We start from the raw sequence: 20,394 nt of genomic DNA, 5'->3' as shown, positions 1-20,394 counted from the left end.
CTGCGCCAGTTCTCCTGAACCTGGTTGCGGACTTACAGGTTGGACAGGATCAATCATGCACCAGCTGAGCAGGGCGGTCCATCGATTCTTGCTTCCAGATACTGTGGAACGCAGCTTTATGGTCAACCTGGGCCCCGAGCGTTGGTGCCAATGAGTTATGGGCTCGGTCTCCTCGGGGACGTGTCTGGCTGTCGGTAGCCGCATGCTGGGAAGATGAAACGACGAATGATTGCGCGCGCGGATCGCGGTCAGGCTGTCACCACGGCAGTTCACAGTCAGCGTATGACGTCCGCGTCCGGTCCAGGCGCCAGACCCCACGGCCGGCCCAGCGGGCGACCGCATATTGGTCCGGACGAAGCGTGTTCTCTCAGCAACGAGGTCCGCCGGTCAGTGAGCACGTTCGGAGGCGATCGCCTGAGCGATAATTATATCTAATGGCCCATCAGTGGCCATCAGGAAAATATCAGATTGGACGGTTCCCGTCGTACCGAAAACCTGGAAGTGTCACGCCGAGCCAAGTTGCGAATCTCTGATGCGAACAGGAATCCCTGAATTTGGGAACCTAACATGTAAAGACGCCGTTCGAGGCGAACAAAATAAGAACCTCGATCGTATGCAAAAGAAGGAACTCAACTCCGCGGACCACCACAGTATCCAGGCCAGGATTCATGGTTCCAGGCGACACAGGCCGGCACGGCGTCTGGTTGCGATGGTCTGCGATTCGGAGCTCTGCAAGTAAGGAGTCGATGTTTGGTTTCCGATAACGTGTAATATTGATCCATGATCGAATTTGGCGCCTTGCAGGCGGTACAGTTCGGCGCCCTGCGTGCGCTGCAGTCGGTGGCCTCCCTAGGGACTGTGTCCCGAGCAGCCGGCGAGCTGGGATTTACGACCTCCGGGGTGTCTCAGCAGATCAAAAGACTGGAACGCCAGCTTGGGGTGCCGCTTCTCGCACACGCAGGACGCGGCGTCGTGCTCACACCGGCTGGCCAAGCCATCGTCGATTCCGCGCCTGACGTAATTCAAGCGCTGGAGCGCTGCGTCGAAGCAGCATGGTCCGTGACGCAGGGCCCACCACGCGGTGTTGTCCGCGTAGTCGCCTTCGCCTCCGCTATCCGCAGCCTGCTCTCTCCCGGGATTCCTCGACTCTCGACCCGTTATCCTGACCTCAGCGTGCACATCATCAATCAAGCCGACAGCCACCAAGCCCTCCACAGCGTGGAAACCGGAACCGCCGACCTGGCAGTTACGCTCGACGTCGACGGACTGCCCGCCCCAACACCTTCATCCCTGACTCAACGCCACATCCTTACCGACATCGGCGATATCGTCATGCATCCGTTGCATCCCCTTGCGCGCCTCGACCGACCATTGGTCGGCGCCGACCTAGTGGGTCACGCATGGGTGATAAGCCCCCCTGGCACTGTGAACTACCAGTGGTTTCGCCAATTACTAGCCCATATGCCAGAATACCCCAACGTGCGCCACGTGGTAGATGATTTCGCGACCCACCTTTCGCTGGTCGCTTCAGGAGAAGTTGTCGCCCTAATCCCTCGTCTTATTCCCCTGCCGTCAGAGCAAGCACTTATCGCCCAGCCTCTGCGACACCCGCCGAAACGCGAGATACACGTAGCATGGAGGCGAAGCGCCGATGGCAGCCCAGCAACCCAGGCTGTTCTCACCGAGTTGAGCTCAGTGCTCAGCCGCTATGCGGCGCCCAGTTAAATAGACATGGAGCATGATCGAAATATTCCCATTATTCAGGATATCCGTGGATCTTTTCTGACTTTTTACCATCACAGAAAATCGGTGTTCCGGTAGTAATCGCCGAAAATCCAACGAAGTTCTCGTAACTCCTGGTCAGGCGCGGTGCGGCTAGGGGGTCGTCTTGTTCAAGTGGCGGTAGATGGTGGGGCGGGTGACGCCGAACTCGGCGGCGATCTGGTCGATGGTGTTGCGATGCTTGCCGAGTTCGTCGAGCTCGCCGTACATCTGCCGGGCCAGCTGGACCTGTCTGGGGCCGAGTTTGGGTTTCTGGCCGCCGGCACGTCCGCGGGCGCGGGCGGCGGCCAGCCCGTCGCGGGTGCGTTCGGACATCAGGGCGTGTTCGAATTCGGCTATCGCGCCGAGGATTTGGAAGAACATGTGGCCGACCTCGGTAGAGGTGTCGATGGACCTGGTCGAGCACGACCAGGTCCACACTGCGGTCCTGGAGCATCTTCGACAGTTCGATCAGGTGCTCGTGGGAGCGTCCGAGCCGGTCGAGCTTGGTGACTACCAGTTGGTCTTTTGGGCTGGCTAACTGGCGAGGTCCGGCCGGACCCGGTGGAGGCGCTGACGTCCGGCCGTGGCTTCACCCAGCACGGTCGGTCGAAACGGTCGGTCGAATCGAATCCACTTGCGCCGCGCAAGGGTTCGCGGCGGCCGCGGTTCCTGCCGGACGAGATCGTGCAGGCACTGTTCGAGCCCGGGGTCCTCATGACCGTGCTGATCATGTCGTCAGACACCGTGCGGATGACGCCCGAGATGTTCGGCGTGCGCGCGCAGGGCCGCGATCTGCGAGCCGATCGTCTCGTTCTTCTTCTGCCGGGCCGAGGACACCCGGGCATAGATCACCGTGCTCGTCACGGGGTGGTCGTCCTTCCTGACCGGCCCGCGGAATGCGGGCCCGTCGCTGTGGTACCAAAATCTCGTAGGCCACCGACACCTCCGTGGCCACGTGGCGGTCGAACACGAACTGCGTCTCGACCCGCCGCTTGCTCACAGGAGCCGGGGCCGCGCCTGGCCCCGCACCAGAAACTCTGTCAACGCCCGCGTTACCAGGGCGGAGAGCGTGCCCCCGGACTCCCGAGCGCGTTCACGCACCCGGATCGCAAGCGGCGCAGGCAATTTGACAGTGAACACCACCGTCTCCTCGGCAGCAACCACCACCCGGCCGCCGCCAGTAGCCCGATCCACATACCGTCGGGCCTGCCGCTGCGAACAATCGAACCGATCCGCCAGCATGCGCGCCGCCTCGGCAGCCGGCGCGCCAGCGTCCAGAAGCTCCACGGCCGCATTGACACGACAAGCGAATTCAGCAGCGCCGCAACGACTCCCAACCATGCCACAAAACTACTACCCGACATGTCACCGCGCCTTCCCAGCGCGGCGAGGCCGCTCCAACCGCCGATAGCTCAGCGTGGCATCGAAGCAGAAGTTGCCAACTGCGTTGGAGGCGTAAGGATCCCGCCCTGCGGGGTGCCGGTGACGGTCTCCTGGGATGTGCCGACTTCGGTGAGGATGCCGGCCTTCAGGAACGCCTTCACCAGCGCGAGCACCCGCTTGTCCCCGATTCGAGCCCGCACTCGGTCCAGCAGGGCCGGATGCGAGATCTCGTCGAAGCATGCCTTGATGTCGCCTTCGACCACCCATTCGTAGGTTTTGGATGCCAGAAAGCGCGTCTCGGCCATCGCGTCGTGCGCACGCCGGTTCGGTCTGAAACCGTAAGAGCACGAAGCGAAGTCCGCTTCGAAGATCGGTTCCAGCACCAGCTTCAAGGACGCTTGGACCACCCGATCGGCCACGGTCGGAATGCCCAGGCGACGCCGCTTGCGCGACCCCGGCTTGGGGATCATCCGTTCTCGGACCGGTGTCGGGTGAAAACTGCGGGCCTTCAACTGATCCCGCAACTCGGCCAGGAACCGTTCCTCGCCGATCCTGTCCCGGACGAAGGCGGCGGTCATCCCGTCGACTCCGGCCGAGCGCGCGCCCTTGTTTCCCGCAACCCGCTCCCAGGCCATCCACAGAAAGCTGGGGTCAGCGACGAGGTTGGACAGATCGTCGAACCGACGATGAGGATCGTCGTTCGCCCAACGATGCAGCTTGGTCTGGATCTCCAGTACCCGCCGCTCAGCGCGAATCCCGTTGAGCGACAGTTCACTTGTATTCACGAGTGCCCTCCTGGCTTTCCAACACTTCCGCTGCCGATTTGCTGGCTCCCTTCGCCATGTGACCGGCTTTCCCGATCTCGGACTACTGCGAAGCGTCCGCCCCGCCCGGTGTCGTCAGCCGACGACGGGCCTGTCCCCGGTTCGTGCTGGCTGCACGAGACAGGGACGACACCGAACGGTTCCCACGTTCACTCGAAAGTCGATCGACGGATGAGGCATCCAGCTCTACCCCTGCGGCATCGCCACGGTTACGCCGCAGGCATTCACCGTGGCCTCCTGACGGCTCGTCACATCCCCGCCAAGAGTTCCCCGACCTCACAGCAGCATCGGGGTGCGCGCCGCGACCAGCCCATATCCGCCAGATTTAAGCTGGAGGGCCGTTAAGGGGCGTCAAACACTGGTTTCTCGCGTATACCTTTCCGTCTCGCTGACCGGACCCGCGCCATCTGGCAGTGCTGGCACGTCCCGGCGTTGTCAGGACTGCTCCCGCCTTCCCCGGCGTCTCCCAGATCAGGCTGTCCTCAGCTTCATCCGGCCGCTGCGACGGCCGGAAGGAGAAGGTCTCTCACCTCCGCTCGACTTCGAGCGCCTCGTGGCGCACATGCCGCTCGGCCCAGTCGATGCCGCAAAACACCTTCACCCAGCTCTACCCTCCATCTCTAAAGTTGTTGTTGTGCCTGGTCAGAGACCCTGGCGAGAACGCGCGGCGACCTAATGACGAGACTCATGGTCTTCCCTCCGATTGAGCCGTTCGCGATCGCAGCGATCCGCATGGCTCCGGTCTTTCGCATCAGAACTCACAGGTTCCCGATTCGGCGGGGTGTCGACCATGCAGACGGGCTCGAACCACGAGCAATTCTTGACCAAAAAGGTGGTGGCCTCGACATGCCGAGTGCCGCTGAGGCAAGGCAGTTGATCTTGTCATTGGCCCCGTCAGGCCTTCGCAAATCTGGGCCACCACCGTGGGTGCCGCACCGCACTCAGTCTTTTTCGAGACCTCGACGGTCAGTTGATGTTCAGAGGTCAGTGCGCCACGATCCTCCGGAACGCTGGGGCACCCCTTCGCCAATCTCGACGGGGTCCTTCTGGGCGTTCCGGAGTCATTAGTTGATGTTCTCGCTGTGTACTGGCTTTCCTCGGGCTCCCGGAGCGCTGAGGGCTGTTGAAGCTCGATTCTGCGCAGGTCAAAGCCGGTGCGCGAGTAGGCTATCGGGTGCGACAGGTGTTGCGCAAGGGGCTCGGTCAGCGCGTGTTGAGACGGGTTATCAGCTCCCGGTTCGCATCGCGGGCTGCGTCGAGTTCGTCCTGTCGCTCGGCGAGTTCGTCTCGCAGATCGAGGTTGATCTGTTCGAGTTCGGTGATGCGGCGCTGGAGGGTGTCGATGTCGGTGGGTGCGCCGAGTCCTGATGTCCGCCAGACGTCTTCGCCGAGTGTTTCGGAGAGCCGCCGTTCGAGGGTGCTGATCGTTTGGGCCATGCGAGCGTTGCGAGCCTGCAGGTTGACCAGGTCGGCCAGCAACGACTCGCGGCTGACCGCCGGATGACCCGTCGGAGTCGGAAGCGGTTTGGCCGCTTCGGCGAGGACTGTCGCGTGCAGGTCGGCGTGCCGATAGAGGAAGGTGCGATGGACCCCGGCGGCCCGTGCGATCCCGGAGACGGTGATGGCCTCACCTGAATTGCGGGCCGCGTTGAGGGCTTTGAGGACTGCCTGGCGGCGGCGGGAGCTATCGTCAGCTCGGGCGCGGGTCAGCGAATCGGTGTTTCCCGTGGTCATGCTGTTTCTCCGAGTTGGTCGGGGCGTGGCGGGGCGACGCGCGGTGTCCCGAGGTTCACGGTGCGGCGAGTCTTGCGGATGACCTTGACGGCGTCGTTGATCTGGTCGCGTTCCTCGGCGGACAACTCGTCGAGGTCGTGTTCGACGCGACGGACGAGTTGGCGAACCTTCTGGATTTCCGTTTCGGACGGGACCGCCTCGGCGCGGGCCCATTGATCCAATTCGCTTGTGGCCAGGACGCGTTCGCGGTCCCGCAGCAGGTCTTGCAGATAGGCCCGCAGGTCCGGGAGATAGGAGGCGTCGGTGCGGAAATGGCCGCAGCCGACGCATCGGAACCGGAACGGGCAGTCGTGCCCGCCGGCTTGAACGTTGGTCGGTTCGGCGCAGATGCCGTAGGGAACGGCGACCTGGCCGATCTGCATGCGTGCGCGTTCGTCGTCGAGCAAGGCCTCGGCCTGACGCCAGATCCGGTCGCCGTGCCGGTCGAATTGGAACGTGCTGACTCGGTCGATGGCCTCGCGAGTCCGTTTCTCGGTGACTCGGTAGTAGATCTCGGTGGTGGCAGTTGAGTTGTGTCCCAGGAGATCTCGCATACATCGAGCGGAACTCCGGCGTCGGCGTGGCGTTGGGCGTAGGAATGCCGATAGGCGTAGGGCACCAGATCATCAGGTTTGTCGATCACGATGCCGCTGGGCAGCTCGATCGGCAGCAGGGCGTGGATCCAGGTCCGGTGCGCAGCGCCGAAGCTCGCCTGGGGTAAGGGTCGTTGGCCGCGTGGGTTTCTCAGCCGTGACGGCAGCAGCGGCAGCGTGCTGCGGTCGGCCTTCGGGTAGCGGGCGATGACAGCGGTGCGCTGCGCCTCGATCACCGATGCGGTGCCGTCGGTGATCGGCAGCCGTCGATTCTTGCGGTGCAGTTTGAAGTCCTCATAGATCAGGACGTATTTGCCGTCGCGGTCCCGGTCGAGGCAGTCCAGCGGCAGGTTGAGGATCTCGTCCGGGCGTCGTCCGGTGTCCATCAGCAGCTCGGTCGCGACGCGGATCTCCCGGCTGGAGCGGTCCTCGAGAATCGGCAGCGCTGAATAGAGGTGCCGCAGCGCGGGATCGGGCAGCGCGCGGCCTGGGCTGTCGTCGTCGGCTTCCTGCGGGATATCGCCACGACGCAGGGTGAAGTCTTCGGGCATCCCGGCCGCCGAGCGACCGGGTTGGGTCAATCCCAGTGCTCGGAGGTCGTTCAGGATGCGTGCGGTGTCGCGGGTCAGCCTGACCCGCCAAGACCTGCTCACTGTGCCGCTGGTTTCCAGATATGCCATGTAGTTGAGGAAGCTGGCGATGTCGATGCGGGTCAGCAGTCCCGGTGTCTCGCCATGGTCGGCGCGTTGCAGGTGCAGGCTGTCGGAGAGGAACCGTATCGCTTTCACCTTCGATGCGACGACCGCGGCGGCGCCCTTTCCGCGGTGGGTGGGCAGTTCTTCGAATGCCCATTCCTTCAGTGATTCCCGCATCCATCGTTGCCGGATGCCGGTGAAGTTGATCGTTCCTCGATGCCCGAAGATTGTTGCGTCCCAGATATCTTTGCGACGTTCGTCTTCCGGTGTCGAAGCTGCTCGGCGCAGGTGTCCGATGAGAGACCGCCATAGTGAGGCCACGTTCTGTTCGTGGTCGATGCCGTCGAGATCGACGATCGAGGCGACCTGTCGGACCCGCAGCCGGTAGGTGAAGAATCGCAGGGTCCGCAACGGTGTCTTCGTGCCGGTCGCCGACCGCAGTTGCAGACCCAGCAGCAGCTCCGCGACGATCAGATCGGGCAGGCCGCGCAGGCTGATCTGACCGCGTTCGACCACGGCTCCTTCTGTCCGGCACCAAGATTCGAGGTCGAGCGGGTTCACGCTCTTCTTGACCAGGATCGCCCACTTCATGCGGTGGGACCGACACATTCTCAGCGGGCCGGCCGAGTCGCGTTGGCGAGGACATGCGACGACCCGGCAAGGCCCGAAGGACGGCAAAGCGGCAACCAGTGGCGAGGACAAGAACGTCTGCATCGACACCTTCATCTGGCGCGTTCGCTGCCAGTTGTGGGCCCGGCAGAGTTCCTTGATGGTGCTCAATGCTGGTCGCGGACAGTCGGTGACGGCGCAGGGGCCCTCGCCGATCATCCGGCCGGTGCGGCCGATCCTCCAGAACTCCTCGATCGTCATCGGCTCTTCGAGCGCCTTCCAGCGCACGTGGCAATGAGGGCAAAGACCGTGGGTTCGGGTAGCGACAACATCGCAGCTGGTGACATGGCAGATCGCGTAGCCCAGCGCTGGATGGTCCGGAGGGATCATCAGCACCCTGTTGTCCGGATCCCAGCCGACCGATTCCAAGAACTCCGGCTCCAGCGCCGCCTGATAACGCTCCCGAAGAGCGTCGCCGTCCCGGCTCGGAACCACGAGGAGGCTCTCTGCGCCGATCACCGAGCACCCCCAACCGGCTCGCGCAGGGCAGCGACCCGCTCGACCGCGGCTCGCTGGCGCCCGAAGTCGGGATGGATGTAAACCTGGGTCGAACTGGGTGAGCGATGGCCCAGGAGCTGTTGGACCTCGTCGATTGCGCCGCCGGCGTCGAGCACGTTGCTGGCGAACGCGTGCCGGAGCATGTGCGGTGAGACCGCGCGCTCGATTCCCGCGCGCCCGGCGAGCCGGTCCAGCAGTTCGTTCAGCGCGCCGGGCGTCATCGGCTCACCCAGCCGACCGCGGGCGATGTTGACCAACACGTAGTCGCTGTCGACGGGCAACGCGCGATTCTTGCGTTCCCAACACCATTGGTCGTAGGCCTGCACGACCAGCCAATCCGCCGGAATGCACCGAGCGTGGCGGGATTTCGCCCAGGCTTGATTCGAGTTCGCCCGCCGCGCGACATGCAGATGCGGACCCTGCACCGGACAACCCAGCACGGTCGAGTCGACAACGAAGTGCAGGTCCTCACGTCGCAGCCCAGCGGCCTCGCTGCGCCGTAGCCCGGCCCGGCCCAACAGCAGGAGGATGAAACGGTCTCGGGCCAACCGGCAGGCGCGCAGCAGAGCGACGGCCTCTTCGTCGCTGGCTCTGTCCACCGTCGTGTCCGGCTCGCTGAGCCGATGGCGAGCCTTCGCCCGCGGCAGCACGGCCATTCCCTCGCCGCGCAGCTCTGTCGGCAGATCCAGAGTGCTGCCCAACTCGTAGATCTGGGCCATGACCTCCGGCCTGGCTTCGCCCGCCGTCACGGCGAACGCCAACAGACCACGCACGGCGGTCAGGATCGCATTGACCCGCCGCTCACCACGGACCGGCTCGCGTCCCGGCCCAATCAACACGGTGGCCGACTTCGAATCCGGGGTGTACCGCAGCCACAGGATGAACGCTCCCAGCGCGGCACCTGCTTCTCGCCACTCGCGGCTGGTCGTCTGGCACCAGTTCAGATACAACACCAGCGAACTCGCGTAGGCAGCCGTGGTTCCCTCCGCGCAGTCCTGCCCAAATCTCAAGTGTCGCAAGAACTCATCGACACAACCGACAACCCGCAACTCATCGTCGAGCACCGTCCAGTACCGATCCCCGGACGGCAACCGAACCTCGAACCGCCGCAACCGACGTATCCTCCACACCCGTAGGACTTCCGACGTGAACTACACGCACGACAGGCCTACGAATGATGTCGCGCACGAAGTCACCGACTCTTCCACGCGACAGTCCACTACACCCCAGAGAACCCGAGGAAAGCGGGTGAGACGTGCGCCAGCACCTCGTCGTCGATGCGCTGGCCCTCGCGGAGCATCTGCTCCACCGCCAGCCCGTACTACTCTGCGGTCCAGGCGATCACGGCGTTGGTGGCCATGGTCAGGCTCCATGCCTGTTCGGTCTGGGATTCCAGATGCCAGGCGCGGATCATGCCTTCGTGGGCGCAGAGCAGGTCCCGACGCAGGGCGTGCAGGGATTCGCCCTTGTTGAGCTGGCGGGAGATCTTGCGCCGATAGTCCGGATCCGACAGGTACTTATCGCGGCGTAGATCGTTCTGCGCAGTGCCCCGTATTCCTTGAGGGCCGCCGCGAGGGCGTTCTGCCGACCGGATGCGGACAGCTTGCCGACCAGCAATGATGCGGTGGCGTGCCCGACCTTCAGCGAGCTGGCCTGCCGGAGCAGGTCGTTGTAGTGCTCGCCGATGAGATCCAGATTCAGCTTGCGGGTCAGCAGCGGCCCGGCGTGCGGGAACCGCGGCTCGGCCTCGGCGCGTGGCCCCGGTCGGTACATAGTGATGCGGCCCAGGTCTCGGATGCGCGGCGAGAGCTTCATCCCGAGTAGATCGAACAGCCCGAAGTTGACGAAGCGTGACGCTGTGGGTATCGGTTGCGTGTTCGGTGATCGGCAGATCGGTTGCGTTACCGAGGATTTCGTCGAGCACGTAGTGGGCTTCGCGTTTGGTGGCGACGATGACCTTGGTGCCGCAGGTGGCGTGCTGGTCGGTGACGTGGGTGTATGTACTGAGCCCTTCGTTGGCGAAGTAGCGGCTCAAGGCTGCGTCGGTGATGGACTTGCCGCGGGTCGGGAACCGCTGGCCGTCGTTGGAGGACAGCGTGCCGGCACCGAAAACGGCTGTGAGTGGCGGGCTTTGGTGGTAGCCGATGAGCATCAGGTTCGCCGCGCGCAGCGTCTCCTCCCGCACGTACCATTCCGAGGTCCAGGCGAGGATGTCGTAGGAGATGGCGGAGGCGTCGGCCATCCGGGTCAGTCCGAGGTTCGTGGAGAGGGCCAGCAGGACCGCGATCAGGTTGCGTTTCAGTTCCGGGCTGCGAGGCTCCTTGCCGGAGGCCTGGGTGAAGCAGTCCAGGTAGCCGGTGCGTTTGTCCAGCTCGATCAGCAGCGCCACGATCGGCGCGAAACGGCAGCATCTCGCTCAGCTCGGCCTTGAGTGCCCTCGCCTCCTCCGGGACGTCCTCGGCGGTCAACGGCGAGATCACCAGGTCGCCGTCCTCGTCGAGACGGACGGGACCCTCGCCCTTTGCCAGCACGGTCTCCAGTTCGCCGAGGCCTCGTGCAGTTCGTCGGTAGCGCTGGCCAGCGCGCAGGCCGGATCGGCGGATTTGCCGACCAAACGGCCGTGAAAGCAGCTAACCTGCGCTCTCGACGCCGCACGAATCTCGCCTGTTAGGCCGCCACGGGGCTACACAAAGAGAACGCTCGTTTTACGAGCTGGACAGTGCGGCTATCCGCTGCAGATATGCGTCGCGAGAGGGCAGCAAATGAGCCTTGCAGGTTTCGAGGAGGAGTTCTCGGGTCTGCTCCTCGAGGGCGCGGATCATAGCCCAGTGCTCTTGTTGGGCACGCTCGAGGTATTCCCTAGAGGTGACGGTGACCGACCGGATCACGTACGTCATTTGAGCGTGCTGGAGGATCGCGGCGACGAGTGCTTCATTGTCGGATAACGCGAATAGCGCCTGGTGAAAGGCTGTGTTCGCCCGCACAACGCCACGTAGGTCGCCGGACTTAATTGCGGTGTCGTGTTGATGCTGGGTTGCGATGAGTTCCTCGATACGTTCCGGCGCCACCGGCAGCTTGATGATCCGCGCGCAGTGGACCTCGAGCAGTTCTCGCACAGCATAGATATCCCGGACCTCTTTGGCAGTGTAAGCCTTGACAAATGCCCCGACATTATGCCGGCGCTCGATGAGGCGGCGGTTCTCCAGTTCCTGCAAGGCACCACGCACGACATGCCGCTTGGCAGCGAACCGGTCCATCAGTTCGTCCTCGACGAGGCGCTCACGTGGGTACCGGATTCCGAGGACGATTTCCTCTTCGAGCAGGTCCGCCACGTCGCCTAAGGCCCGGGGCCCACGCTTCGCATCGTGCGTATCTGACACGGGACCTGACCTCCTTCGCTGGTGAGAGGGGAGCTCATTCTCGCACAAGTCTTGTCTTCACCCACTTCGCATGGTTCGATGTCGATTATTAGATCACTAACATTATCGATAATGAGGAGCTGCGGTGTGATGCACCCTGTGAGGCCAGTGACCTGGGCTAACGACGAGGATGCGGACTACGCCACTTCCTCCCCATCAGGCGAACATCCAACACTGAAATGAACCAGGCAGCATTACGGGGACATGACTGCTCTGTGACCGCCGGCGCTCCCGCTGCTAGCTCTCCATCGCAGCCTCAGGTTCTCGACCTTCCCGGTTATAGGTTCGACGGAGGTACCCATGATGGCGATCTCAGCTCAGTCGCAATAGTGCGACCGCCATCCTCGCACCACACTGCTCAGCGGCGTCCATGATCCCTCCTGCTCAGCTTCTAGCCATAAGCCCGCACGGGTCCACCTGCGCTGTATCGACGTGGCCGTCTCTGGAAGTCGTTAGCGGTCGTGCAAACCGTGCCACCCCGGGTGTGCCGGTTTCGCAGTTCAGTTCCTTGGCTTCTCATGCATGTCCCCTCAGTGAGGCTCTGCTATGTCCGCTGAACCCATCGTTCGTCATTCGCATCATTCCGCTCCCCGTTTTCGTGGATAGTGCCAAGTTCGTGCAGGGGGGCGACCTGATGGGGGTTCGGGTCCGATCCCCGAACGGGCAATCGTCACACAGGCTACGAGGACATGTACGGCGGTCCGCATCGACGCTCGAAGTTGCACGCTCGCAGACGAGTGACTGGAAATCTGCGATCCGCGCTCCACCCCGCTATCGCGGCCTATGCGACACTCGAAATTCTGACTAGCAGCTCGTCACCGTTGACGGGCAAAAAGAGCCCAGTCCAAACATAGGAGCCAACATGCCGAGGTTCGCTGCGAACCTATCTATGATGTACAACGAACACGACTTTCTCGACCGCTTCGCCGCTGCATCGGCTGATGGTTTCGAGGCGGTCGAATATTTCTCGCCGTTTGCGTACGACGTTACCGAGTTGCGCCGTCGACTCGATGATCACGGCCTCAAGCAAGTCCTGTTCAACGCGCCTTCCGGTGCGTGGGACTCGGGCGAACGCGGGATTGCCGCGCTTCCAGGACGCGAGTCGGAGACGCGCTCTGGGATCGAACGAGCTCTTGAGTACGCCTCGCAACTGAACTGTCGGCAGGTGCATGTGATGGCTGGGGTGATTCGGCCAGATGCTAGTCCGGCGGAGCGGACCAAGCAGCACGACACCTACCGCGCCAACCTCGCCTGGGCCGCGGATCGCGCAGCGGCATCGGGCATCGACATCCTCATCGAACCGATTAACGGCCGCGACATTCCCGACTACCTCCTGAACAAGCAAGCCCAAGCCCACGCCGTGGTGCAGGAGGTGGGAGCGCAAAATCTCAAGGTCCAGCTCGACTTCTACCACTGTCAGATCGAGGAGGGCGATCTCGCCACGACGCTACGCCGAGACATACCTACCGGCCGAGTCGGTCACGTGCAAATCGCGAGCGTCCCCGACCGCCACGAGCCCGATTCAGGAGAGCTTAATATCGAATATCTCCTAAACGCTGTCGATGACATGGGTTTCGAAGGATGGGTCGGCTGTGAGTACTACCCCATAGCTGGCACGAGCGAGGGCCTCGGTTGGTTGAGCACCTACCGAAGCCAAAGCGCATGAGCACCGCCATCACCCGCGCACGTACTTTTTCCATCCTAGATTAGCAGTCTTATGATTTGTAATCTCGCACGAGAGGTAATCGACCGCGAGAGCAGGGGGCGTCAGAATTACGGCAACACGCTATACAGGAAGTTGCTTTAAAATCGCAACGGGAGGAATACGCCATCGACGAAGGGGAAAATCGACGCCATATATCACAAAAATCTTCAAACTTCGCTGCAAGTAAGAGAGTCGGGTTGCGCAGGTTAGGGTCGGCATCCTGCACGGCGCTGGCCCTCGCGTTGGTCTGAGTAGCGAGGCCGCGCGGAAAAGGGGGCAGGTCTGTCAGGTTATTCGCCGCTCCGACGGCCCTGCTTCCCTCGCCCAGCCGTCGCGGCTGCTCGCGCTCAAAAAACGCTGGCAGTGACAGCCGCCTCCATTCATGGCGTAGTGTTTGGGCGGATTGTAGCAATTGACCGATCAGGGCGTTTCTGTTTGGCTCGACGGATTGAGCAGGCAGCTAATTGTCTGTGGAGATCTGGCACGGATGGTGCGTGCGGGTGTCAGAGGTGTCGCCACCTTCCCAGTGGTCTTCAAGCACGCGTGAAAGATCCCGTGCAGTATGGACTGGATTTGCGGAGAGGTTCACGCACTTCCGGATTGCGGCTGTTGACGTCGCCCGTTTGCTGTTGTGCGCTGATGTACCGTGTCGCATGCGATGAGTTCTCGTCAGTCTATAGATCCAGCGGAGGCCGGTCACTTGGTATCCATCGACCTGGATCCAGTGCGCGAGCACGACACGTACCGCACCATCGCCGAGGCGGAAATGCTGTGGTGGCTCGTCGATCGGCCCAGTGATGGTCAAAATACCAGCAACGCAAATATTCGGCGTCGATTCCATCGATGAGGCTGTCGACTGCAGTATCCACGGCACTGGCAGCGCCGACCGCAGCAAACCTGCGGGAAAGGCACTACTACACCGGTCTCGCGCCGGTCCAGTTCATCGTCGTTTGGCCACCCACGCTCCGCGATCAGGCAGCGTAGGCCGTATTCGCGACTCGCCAAATGCCGTCAGTAGTCTGCAGCGTGGTCATGCCATGTGGTGACGTTGGCAGGACATCGACACGCTACTTGTGCGCCCTGCCGCACCTCCGAGTGCTAGTGAATCCATTCACATGCCAGTGGTCATTGCAGATCGCTGTGATTATGTCACGGAGCCGAGCAGTGAGTGCAAGTGTGGCCGGTCTTGAAGTCGTTCCATTGAGACCGATGGCATGATCCCAGCCAGCGGTGCTGGTATGCCATCGCCGCTGCGCTGAGCACGCGTGCACCGGTGCGGGGCTGGATGAGATCCCGGGGTTGAAGTCTTCGTCCACCGCGGACCTACGCCATATCGAGTGACGTTCCGTCGCGCTCCACCTGCGGCCAGTCGTGGCGAGCCTACCCCTGCGTCCATAGTCTCATTACAGCGTGTACTTCAGTTCGACAGAATTCTGGGTTTGCTGGTAGGCGGCGAAGATCTCGTGTTCGGCCTCGACGAGGTAATGACGCAGCTTGCGTTCGGCTTCTTCGGTTCGTCCAGCCCTCAGGTGGGCGGCTATCTCACAGTTGCGTTCGATGTAGGGTTCGTGGAACGGTTGCGGATCACCCATTGTCAGAAACACCAAACGGAGCTCGGCAAAAGTGACCTCCATCAGCTCATCGATACGAGTGCTTCCGGCCAACGCGGTGAGAGCTCTGTGGAAGTGGATGTCAGCAGTCCCAGTGGCGATCCAGTCGCCCTCGTTGCTTTTCTCTCTGGCCATGGTCAGTGCTTCATGAACAGGCGTGAGAGCCTCGGCACTGCCGTTGAAACCGCGGACTGCAGCGCACTCTACGAGGCGCCGGCAGCGATAGAGCTCGCGTATATCGTCGAGAGTCGGCAGCCGTACGAAGACCCCGCGGTTGAGTTCGTGCGTGACGAGCCGGTCCTTCGCCAAGTAACGAAAAGCCTCGCGAAGTGTGTTTCTCGAAACTCCGAGGGCCGTACATATTTCAGGTTCCGACAGGTGGGTCCCCGGCCGGAAGGTGCCGTCTACGATCGTCTGACGCACCAGTTCTGCAACTCGCTCCGAAGTGCTAGTCCGCTCCAGTGTCGATCGTTGCTCGGCCAACCGGGCGTGCGCCACCTCGTTGGCGCTCTGCCAAGTTGTCATCTTGTGAACTCCTGCATGCGCGCCTTCACCTTCGTTCCAGATTAGAGGTAGCGCTCCGAAAGCTCAAACGCAGGATTGCCGAATCGTTCTACGATTTTGTATCTTGTTGTTGTGGCCGCTCAAGCTGTGGGTGTCATCAGCTCCTGCCGAGCGTTTGGTTTCCTATGAGAAAGCGAGGTCGGCGCTGTGCAAAGACTCCCTCGTGTGAGCGAGTATGCCGCGGCAATGTTGCCAGGCGTGGTCAATGTGGAGGTGGCCCAGGGTGCGCGCGTCCGCAGCATCTGCAGCCACGGCCACACGTTCCACGCTCGGCATGTACGCGCAACCGCAGCCGACAGTGTTCTCTTTGAAAGCTCACTATGACCAGCGCATTGCCAACCATCATGTCAGCCGGGGAGCGCGCGGTGCTGGTCGAGTTCAACGATCGTGCTGCTGTCGTCGCCTTCACCCATTACCTACACACGATGAAGCCACCACAGGTGGCTGACATTGTGCCCGCCGCCCGCACGGCCATGGTTTTCGCTGCCGCCAACGTGAGCGCCACAGAACTGCGCAGGGTCGTTGCCGACCACCTCCGCGCTCGACCGCATGGTTGTAGTGGCGATATGGTGTTGGGACCTGAGATCGTCATCGACGTGCGCTACGACGGCATGGATCTCGACGACGTCGCTCATTTTGCAGGACTCGAGCGAGACGAGCTCATTGAGTTACACACCAGCATCACCTGGACCTGCAGTTTCGTTGGGTTTGCGCCCGGATTTGGCTATCTCACGTCCCCTGAAAATATGCTCGATATTCCACGCCACGCACAGCCCCGCCCCTCTGTGCCCGCCGGAGCGGTAGCTCTCGCTGGCGCATACAGTGCTATCTATCCTCGTTCGTCGCCCGGAGGATGGCAACTGATCGGTTCCACGGACACACCTCTGTGGGATCTAGATGCTGTACCGCCCTCCCTATTGACGGCCGGGACCAGGGTCAGGTTCCAGGATGCGGGGAACCGGAAGCGATGACAATCATTATCCACAGATGCAGGCCGCAAACACTCATTCAAGACCATGGGCGCGCCGGACTGCGGAGGTCCGGCGTTGGGGCTTCCGGAGCCGCCGACCGAGCCTCGTTCGACCTCGCCAACCGCATGGTCGGCAACGCCCCCGGCACCGCCGGCATTGAATGCCTTCTTGGCGGCCTGACCATCTCCACCGACGCCACCGTTGCCGTCGCTGTGACCGGTGCCGATGCGCCGCTTACGATCGCAGGCACCCCCCACCCACACGCCTGCACGATATGGCTTCACCCAGGCCAGACCTTGCAGCTTGGAACGCCGACCCACGGACTACGGACTTATGTTGCCGTGCGCGGTGGAGTCGAGGTCGAACCGGTACTCGGCTCACGCAGCTGCGACACGCTCTCTGGGCTCGGCCCAGCGCCGCTATCAGCAGGCGCGCAGCTACCCATCGGCAATGCACAGCAGCCACTCCCGCCGATCACTCTGGCACCGATATGCGGCCTGCAGGCTGACATCATCGATTTGCGCGCCCTTCGCGGCCCCCGTGACGGTTGGTTCAAGAACCCCGAGGCGCTTGAGCTCGGAACCTGGCAGGCCACAACAAATGTCAACCGTATCGGTCTGCGGTTGGACCGGACAGACAACAGCGCGCCTATGCTCGAACGGTCCTGTCCCGGGGAACTGCCGACCGAAGCTGTCGCCCCCGGCTCCATTCAGATCCCACCTTCCGGACAGCCGGTGATCTTCCTCGCCGACCATCCCGTGACGGGCGGATATCCTGTTATCGCTGTGCTCGCCGAGGCCGATATCGACTCCGCTGCTCAGATACGGCCAGGGCAACGCGTCCGCATCCGTCTGCTGCGATAGCGACAAACTGTCACCGATCAAGCAAAGGTCACCCCGGTGTGCGACATCGAAGAGCTTACCTGGGGCCAACGAGTCACTCGTGCCGCTAGAAAGCCCGGCCTTCGCTGGCGACTCCTGCGGCTAGAGATTTTGTCTCGACCCTGAGCCTCGATCGACCGATGGTCTTGTGTCCGCTGGTGTCTGATGAACGAGAAAAGTGCCCTTCGAGCTGGGGTGATCGCTGTTGTCTAGGCAGTGATCGTCCGGTCTCAGAAGGGCACTTCGGGTGCAAGTTTCGCATAGGTTCGCCGCGGAGTCAGCGGTGTTCGATGAACTGGCGTGGCCGGCCGCTGACCAGCCACGAAGTCGTCATCGAAACCATTGCCTCGACCCGCACCAGCACCGGCCTGCGCGTGGAAGCCGCCCTCGACGACGGCGACTACCCCATCGGCGTGTCGGTCAGCCGGGAGCGCTTCGCCGCACTGCCGCTGCAACCTCACGCCATCCACGGAACCTGGAACTACCCCCTGCACCCGGAAGCGGTCGGCGACAACGCATCTCCGGAGCAGAAAAGTGGCCCCACCCACCGCCTGGACACGCTGCGCAAGCTCGACGACCCACGGCTGACCGGGCTCAGCAGCACCGAACTCGCCCAATTGCGAGCGGAACTGGCACCGCTGCAGGCCGCCCGGACGCAGCAGCGTCACTGTGAGCAACGCGGTGGCCGAGCTCGCCGGGCCACCGGCGCACTGTGGGTCACACCACTGTTCGACGACGCGGACCGTGTCCTGCTCACCCTGGTCTATCAGCGTCAGGTGTGCTCGATGAAAGTCCTCGCCGACCTGCTCGAGGTGACCGACATGTGCATCGGTGACCTGGTGAAAAGACCCGCGAAGCACTCGAGGACCACGGCCACGACCCCGGCACCGCCCCGGTCCGGTTCAACTCCTCCCGCGACCTGCTGGCCTTCCTCGACCACGACATCCAGCCCGCCCGCACCGAGATCATCGAGACACTGTCGGCACCGGCACTGACCGGGATGAGCCGCTGCGAACTGGCCGATCTCACCCAGCGCCTCGCCAGCCGGCAGGCAGCCCAGGCCGAACGTCTCTCCCACCACCGCCGCGGCGGACCGCGCCAGCACGGCACCCGCGGCGGGGTGTTCCCGCAGAAGATCGGCAACGCCGAACGCGTCCTGCTGACCGTGCTCTACCTCCGAAAACTGTGCACCCTCGACGTTCTCGCCGACGCCCTCGGCGACGTCAGCCGCTCCCTGATCGGCGGCGTCGTCCGCGAAACACGACCACTGCTCGAAGACGATGGCTACAACCCCACACCGGCAGCAACCCGCTACCGCACCGCCACCGAACTCCTCACCGCGGAAGATATCCGCGACACACCGACAGGTTGATTCCTTACGGCTTCTGTGGGAGCAGCAGCGCTGTTCTCGGGTTTGCGGGAACACCTCGCGCAGCGCTTTCCAGAACCCGAGTGCGCCGTCCCCGACCGCCAGCACCGGGGCGGTCATGCCGCGACGGCGGCAATCACGTAGCAGATCGGCCCACGACTCTGTCGACTCCCGGTAACCGTCGCTGATCGCGACCAGCTCCTTGCGGCCATCGGCGCGGACTCCGAGCATCACCAGCAGACACAATTCTCCTGTTCGAGGCGCACTTTCGTGTGGATACCATCGACCCAGAGATAGACGTAGTCGGTGCCCGAGAGATCCCGGGCGGCAAACGCTTTCGCCTCGTCCTGCCACGACGCGGTCAACCGCGTGATCGACGCCGCCGACAACCCGGCCCCGGACCCGAGGAACTGCTCGAGCACCGCACCGAAGTCGCCCGTGGACAGCCCATGCAAGTACAGCAGCGGCAGGACTTCCGTCACCTGCGGTGAGCGGCGGCACCAAGCGGGCAGGATCGCCGAGGAAAACCGCTGCCGCTCACCACTTTCCGGATCCACGCGCTTGTCATTGACGCGCGGCGCGGTCACGGTGACCGCGCCGGCGGCCGTCATGACCTGCCGCTGCGCGTGGTAGCCGTTGCGCACCACCAGTCGCCGGCCGTTCTCGTCGACCCGGTCGGTATAGGCCGCGACCTCGGCTCGCAATGCCTCGGCCAGCATCTGCCGCGCGCCTTCGCGCACGATCTCGTCGATTGGCGAACCCGACACCGGACCCGCCGCGCCGTCCTGGTTGGACTCGGCGCCGCCGTCGATTACCTTGAGCATGGGACGTACCTTCCCGCCCGGCTTTGGCGCGCCGAGCAGATCGAAACCCGTTGTCTTTCAGATCATTAGGTGCTCCTCGAACTGCCGATTCAACCTTAGACAAATCGAATCATCACAGTTCAGAGCACCTTTCGCCATCCCAGAGCCGTTATCGACTCACCTGGCGTGATTGGTCGAGGCTAAAAGCAGGCCGCAGGGTAGTTGACCTGCTGAACGCTGACACGGGATGGGATGATTCGTGCTGCTCGGCGAGCGGATTCGGTTGTGGGGGTTGCATGGCGGGCTGTGTCAAGCTGCTCCGCCAGATACTCGATCAGCTCGGCTGGCACGTCCAACGGATCAGTTAGGAACAACCCCAGGTAGCGGACCGTGACCAGCTGGAGTGCGAACCCGAGCCGGTTATAGTCACGCGCTGGAGTTGTTCGACCTGCTGATGGTCACCGACCTGATCGCGAAGGCCGACTGTTTTCCGTGATGCAGCACACCAGGAACGACGTGGGCTTCGCCCGGCCAGCGGTGAACCGGCGAGCATGTGTGAGTCACCAGGCACGAGGCGGGCCGCCGTCGCGACGAGGATGCGCGCGTGGTCGTTGCATTTTTCCACCACGCCTCTGGATGTGGCGGGCGCTCCGTGCGGGGTGAGCAGCTCAAACGGGTGGATGAGTGGTTATGGCGAGTGCGGAAGCCGCAGTAATAGGTATGTCTGTGGCAACTCAGCCGTCACAGGTACCGCCCAGTGCAGAGCAGGCTGTAGACGACAGCATTTCTCCGGGGTGGGGCTTAGCATGCAAGGACGAATACGATGTCCATCACCATCCGCACCGATTCGCGTTCCGAGGCGGAACCGCCACC

At 62.9% G+C, this 20,394-nt stretch carries 16 protein-coding genes and 5 pseudogenes; 8 read left to right on the top strand and 13 right to left on the bottom strand.

The annotated features are described in order from the left end of the window. Positions 1–780 precede the first annotated feature (780 nt). Positions 781–1,725 carry a LysR family transcriptional regulator gene (locus tag ACFXN1_RS46770; RefSeq protein ID WP_379444286.1) on the top strand — a complete coding sequence of 315 codons (945 nt, stop codon included), beginning with the start codon at positions 781–783 and terminating at the stop codon, positions 1,723–1,725. Positions 1,726–1,875: 150 nt separating this feature from the next. On the opposite strand, the gene ACFXN1_RS46765 is transcribed toward ACFXN1_RS46770, so the two are convergent. From ACFXN1_RS46765 to ACFXN1_RS46735, 7 genes and pseudogenes are all read right to left on the bottom strand, one after another. After that, positions 1,876–2,202 (bottom strand): recombinase family protein, encoded by a 327-nt coding sequence (locus tag ACFXN1_RS46765; protein WP_379444285.1) that lies wholly within the window; start codon positions 2,200–2,202, stop codon positions 1,876–1,878. Next, positions 2,192–2,284, bottom strand: a pseudogene (locus ACFXN1_RS46760) (recombinase family protein); the annotation flags it as partial. The gene ACFXN1_RS46765 and the pseudogene ACFXN1_RS46760, both read right to left, overlap by 11 nt. 215 nt (positions 2,285–2,499) lie before the next feature. Beyond that, a complete protein-coding gene (locus tag ACFXN1_RS46755) occupies positions 2,500–2,628 on the bottom strand; it encodes a hypothetical protein (RefSeq protein WP_379444284.1) in 129 nt (42 codons plus the stop codon). Positions 2,629–2,760: 132 nt separating this feature from the next. Then, positions 2,761–3,051 (bottom strand): hypothetical protein, encoded by a 291-nt coding sequence (locus tag ACFXN1_RS46750; RefSeq protein ID WP_379444283.1) that lies wholly within the window; start codon positions 3,049–3,051, stop codon positions 2,761–2,763. 164 nt (positions 3,052–3,215) lie between these two features. Then, positions 3,216–3,932, bottom strand: a pseudogene (locus ACFXN1_RS46745) (reverse transcriptase domain-containing protein); the annotation flags it as partial. Between the two features lie 1,242 nt (positions 3,933–5,174). Beyond that, positions 5,175–5,705: a DUF6262 family protein gene (locus ACFXN1_RS46740; RefSeq protein ID WP_379444282.1), complete on the bottom strand. Its 531-nt coding sequence runs from the start codon at positions 5,703–5,705 to the stop codon at positions 5,175–5,177. Positions 5,706–5,760: 55 nt separating this feature from the next. Then, a complete protein-coding gene (locus ACFXN1_RS46735; RefSeq protein WP_379463991.1) occupies positions 5,761–7,548 on the bottom strand; it encodes a hypothetical protein in 1,788 nt (595 codons plus the stop codon). 52 nt (positions 7,549–7,600) lie between these two features. Between ACFXN1_RS46735 and ACFXN1_RS46730 the strand changes: the two genes are divergently transcribed. After that, positions 7,601–7,939 (top strand): hypothetical protein, encoded by a 339-nt coding sequence (locus tag ACFXN1_RS46730; protein ID WP_379463989.1) that lies wholly within the window; start codon positions 7,601–7,603, stop codon positions 7,937–7,939. A 217-nt stretch (positions 7,940–8,156) separates the two neighbouring features. Here ACFXN1_RS46730 and ACFXN1_RS46725 read toward each other — a convergent pair whose 3' ends face one another. The 3 genes and pseudogenes from ACFXN1_RS46725 to ACFXN1_RS46715 all read right to left on the bottom strand — a co-directional run bounded on the left by ACFXN1_RS46725 (position 8,157) and on the right by ACFXN1_RS46715 (position 11,579). Continuing rightward, on the bottom strand, positions 8,157–9,263 hold the full coding sequence (locus ACFXN1_RS46725) for a tyrosine-type recombinase/integrase (RefSeq protein WP_379463987.1): 1,107 nt from the start codon (positions 9,261–9,263) through the stop codon (positions 8,157–8,159). A gap of 179 nt (positions 9,264–9,442) precedes the next feature. Next, positions 9,443–10,816, bottom strand: a pseudogene (locus tag ACFXN1_RS46720) (transposase); the annotation flags it as partial. An 88-nt stretch (positions 10,817–10,904) separates the two neighbouring features. Beyond that, positions 10,905–11,579, bottom strand: coding sequence for a GntR family transcriptional regulator (locus ACFXN1_RS46715; protein WP_379444279.1), 675 nt, complete (start codon positions 11,577–11,579; stop codon positions 10,905–10,907). 901 nt (positions 11,580–12,480) lie between these two features. On the opposite strand from ACFXN1_RS46715, the gene otnI reads away from it, so the two are divergent. Together otnI and ACFXN1_RS46705 are read left to right on the top strand one after the other, a co-directional pair. Beyond that, positions 12,481–13,284: a 2-oxo-tetronate isomerase gene (gene otnI, locus ACFXN1_RS46710; RefSeq protein WP_379444278.1), complete on the top strand. Its 804-nt coding sequence runs from the start codon at positions 12,481–12,483 to the stop codon at positions 13,282–13,284. 697 nt (positions 13,285–13,981) lie between these two features. Continuing rightward, entirely contained in the window at positions 13,982–14,170 is a 189-nt protein-coding gene (locus ACFXN1_RS46705; RefSeq protein ID WP_379444277.1) for a hypothetical protein, read from the top strand. A 556-nt stretch (positions 14,171–14,726) separates the two neighbouring features. Here ACFXN1_RS46705 and ACFXN1_RS46700 read toward each other — a convergent pair. Continuing rightward, on the bottom strand, positions 14,727–15,458 hold the full coding sequence (locus ACFXN1_RS46700) for a GntR family transcriptional regulator (RefSeq protein WP_379444276.1): 732 nt from the start codon (positions 15,456–15,458) through the stop codon (positions 14,727–14,729). A gap of 359 nt (positions 15,459–15,817) precedes the next feature. Here ACFXN1_RS46700 and ACFXN1_RS46695 point away from each other — a divergent pair, with 359 nt between their 5' ends. The 4 genes from ACFXN1_RS46695 to ACFXN1_RS46680 all read left to right on the top strand — a co-directional run bounded on the left by ACFXN1_RS46695 (position 15,818) and on the right by ACFXN1_RS46680 (position 18,721). Next, entirely contained in the window at positions 15,818–16,468 is a 651-nt protein-coding gene (locus tag ACFXN1_RS46695; RefSeq protein ID WP_379444275.1) for an allophanate hydrolase subunit 1, read from the top strand. Then, positions 16,465–17,331 (top strand): biotin-dependent carboxyltransferase family protein, encoded by an 867-nt coding sequence (locus ACFXN1_RS46690; RefSeq protein WP_379444274.1) that lies wholly within the window; start codon positions 16,465–16,467, stop codon positions 17,329–17,331. Before ACFXN1_RS46695 ends, ACFXN1_RS46690 begins: the two co-directional genes overlap by 4 nt. Positions 17,332–17,639: 308 nt before the next feature. Next, positions 17,640–18,344, top strand: a complete 705-nt coding sequence (locus ACFXN1_RS46685; protein WP_379444272.1) for a hypothetical protein — start codon at positions 17,640–17,642, stop codon at positions 18,342–18,344. Positions 18,345–18,349: 5 nt separating this feature from the next. Then, positions 18,350–18,721 (top strand): hypothetical protein, encoded by a 372-nt coding sequence (locus ACFXN1_RS46680; RefSeq protein WP_379444303.1) that lies wholly within the window; start codon positions 18,350–18,352, stop codon positions 18,719–18,721. A 12-nt stretch (positions 18,722–18,733) separates the two neighbouring features. On the opposite strand, the pseudogene ACFXN1_RS46675 reads toward ACFXN1_RS46680, so the two are convergent. Both ACFXN1_RS46675 and ACFXN1_RS46670 read right to left on the bottom strand, forming a co-directional pair. Continuing rightward, positions 18,734–19,542, bottom strand: a pseudogene (locus tag ACFXN1_RS46675) (IS256 family transposase); the annotation flags it as partial. A 179-nt stretch (positions 19,543–19,721) separates the two neighbouring features. After that, positions 19,722–19,940, bottom strand: a pseudogene (locus tag ACFXN1_RS46670) (DUF4158 domain-containing protein); the annotation flags it as partial. Positions 19,941–20,394 lie beyond the last annotated feature (454 nt).

Source organism: Nocardia sp. NPDC059154, from assembly GCF_042755705.1.
In the GTDB taxonomy this organism is placed as follows: Bacteria; Actinomycetota; Actinomycetes; order Mycobacteriales; family Mycobacteriaceae; genus Nocardia.
This window is presented reverse-complemented; position numbering and strand designations above follow the sequence as displayed.

Bases quoted from the DNA above. Each gene is read 5' to 3' on its own strand.
- ACFXN1_RS46685 (WP_379444272.1), top strand. From the start codon at position 17,640: ATGAACTGGCGTGGCCGGCCGCTGACCAGCCACGAAGTCGTCATCGAA.
- ACFXN1_RS46690 (WP_379444274.1), top strand. From the start codon at position 16,465: ATGACAATCATTATCCACAGATGCAGGCCGCAAACACTCATTCAAGAC.
- ACFXN1_RS46695 (WP_379444275.1), top strand. From the start codon at position 15,818: ATGACCAGCGCATTGCCAACCATCATGTCAGCCGGGGAGCGCGCGGTG.
- ACFXN1_RS46700 (WP_379444276.1), bottom strand. From the start codon at position 15,458: ATGACAACTTGGCAGAGCGCCAACGAGGTGGCGCACGCCCGGTTGGCC.
- ACFXN1_RS46770 (WP_379444286.1), top strand. From the start codon at position 781: ATGATCGAATTTGGCGCCTTGCAGGCGGTACAGTTCGGCGCCCTGCGT.
- ACFXN1_RS46705 (WP_379444277.1), top strand. From the start codon at position 13,982: ATGAGTTCTCGTCAGTCTATAGATCCAGCGGAGGCCGGTCACTTGGTA.
- ACFXN1_RS46680 (WP_379444303.1), top strand. From the start codon at position 18,350: ATGAGCCGCTGCGAACTGGCCGATCTCACCCAGCGCCTCGCCAGCCGG.
- otnI (WP_379444278.1), top strand. From the start codon at position 12,481: ATGCCGAGGTTCGCTGCGAACCTATCTATGATGTACAACGAACACGAC.
- ACFXN1_RS46740 (WP_379444282.1), bottom strand. From the start codon at position 5,705: ATGACCACGGGAAACACCGATTCGCTGACCCGCGCCCGAGCTGACGAT.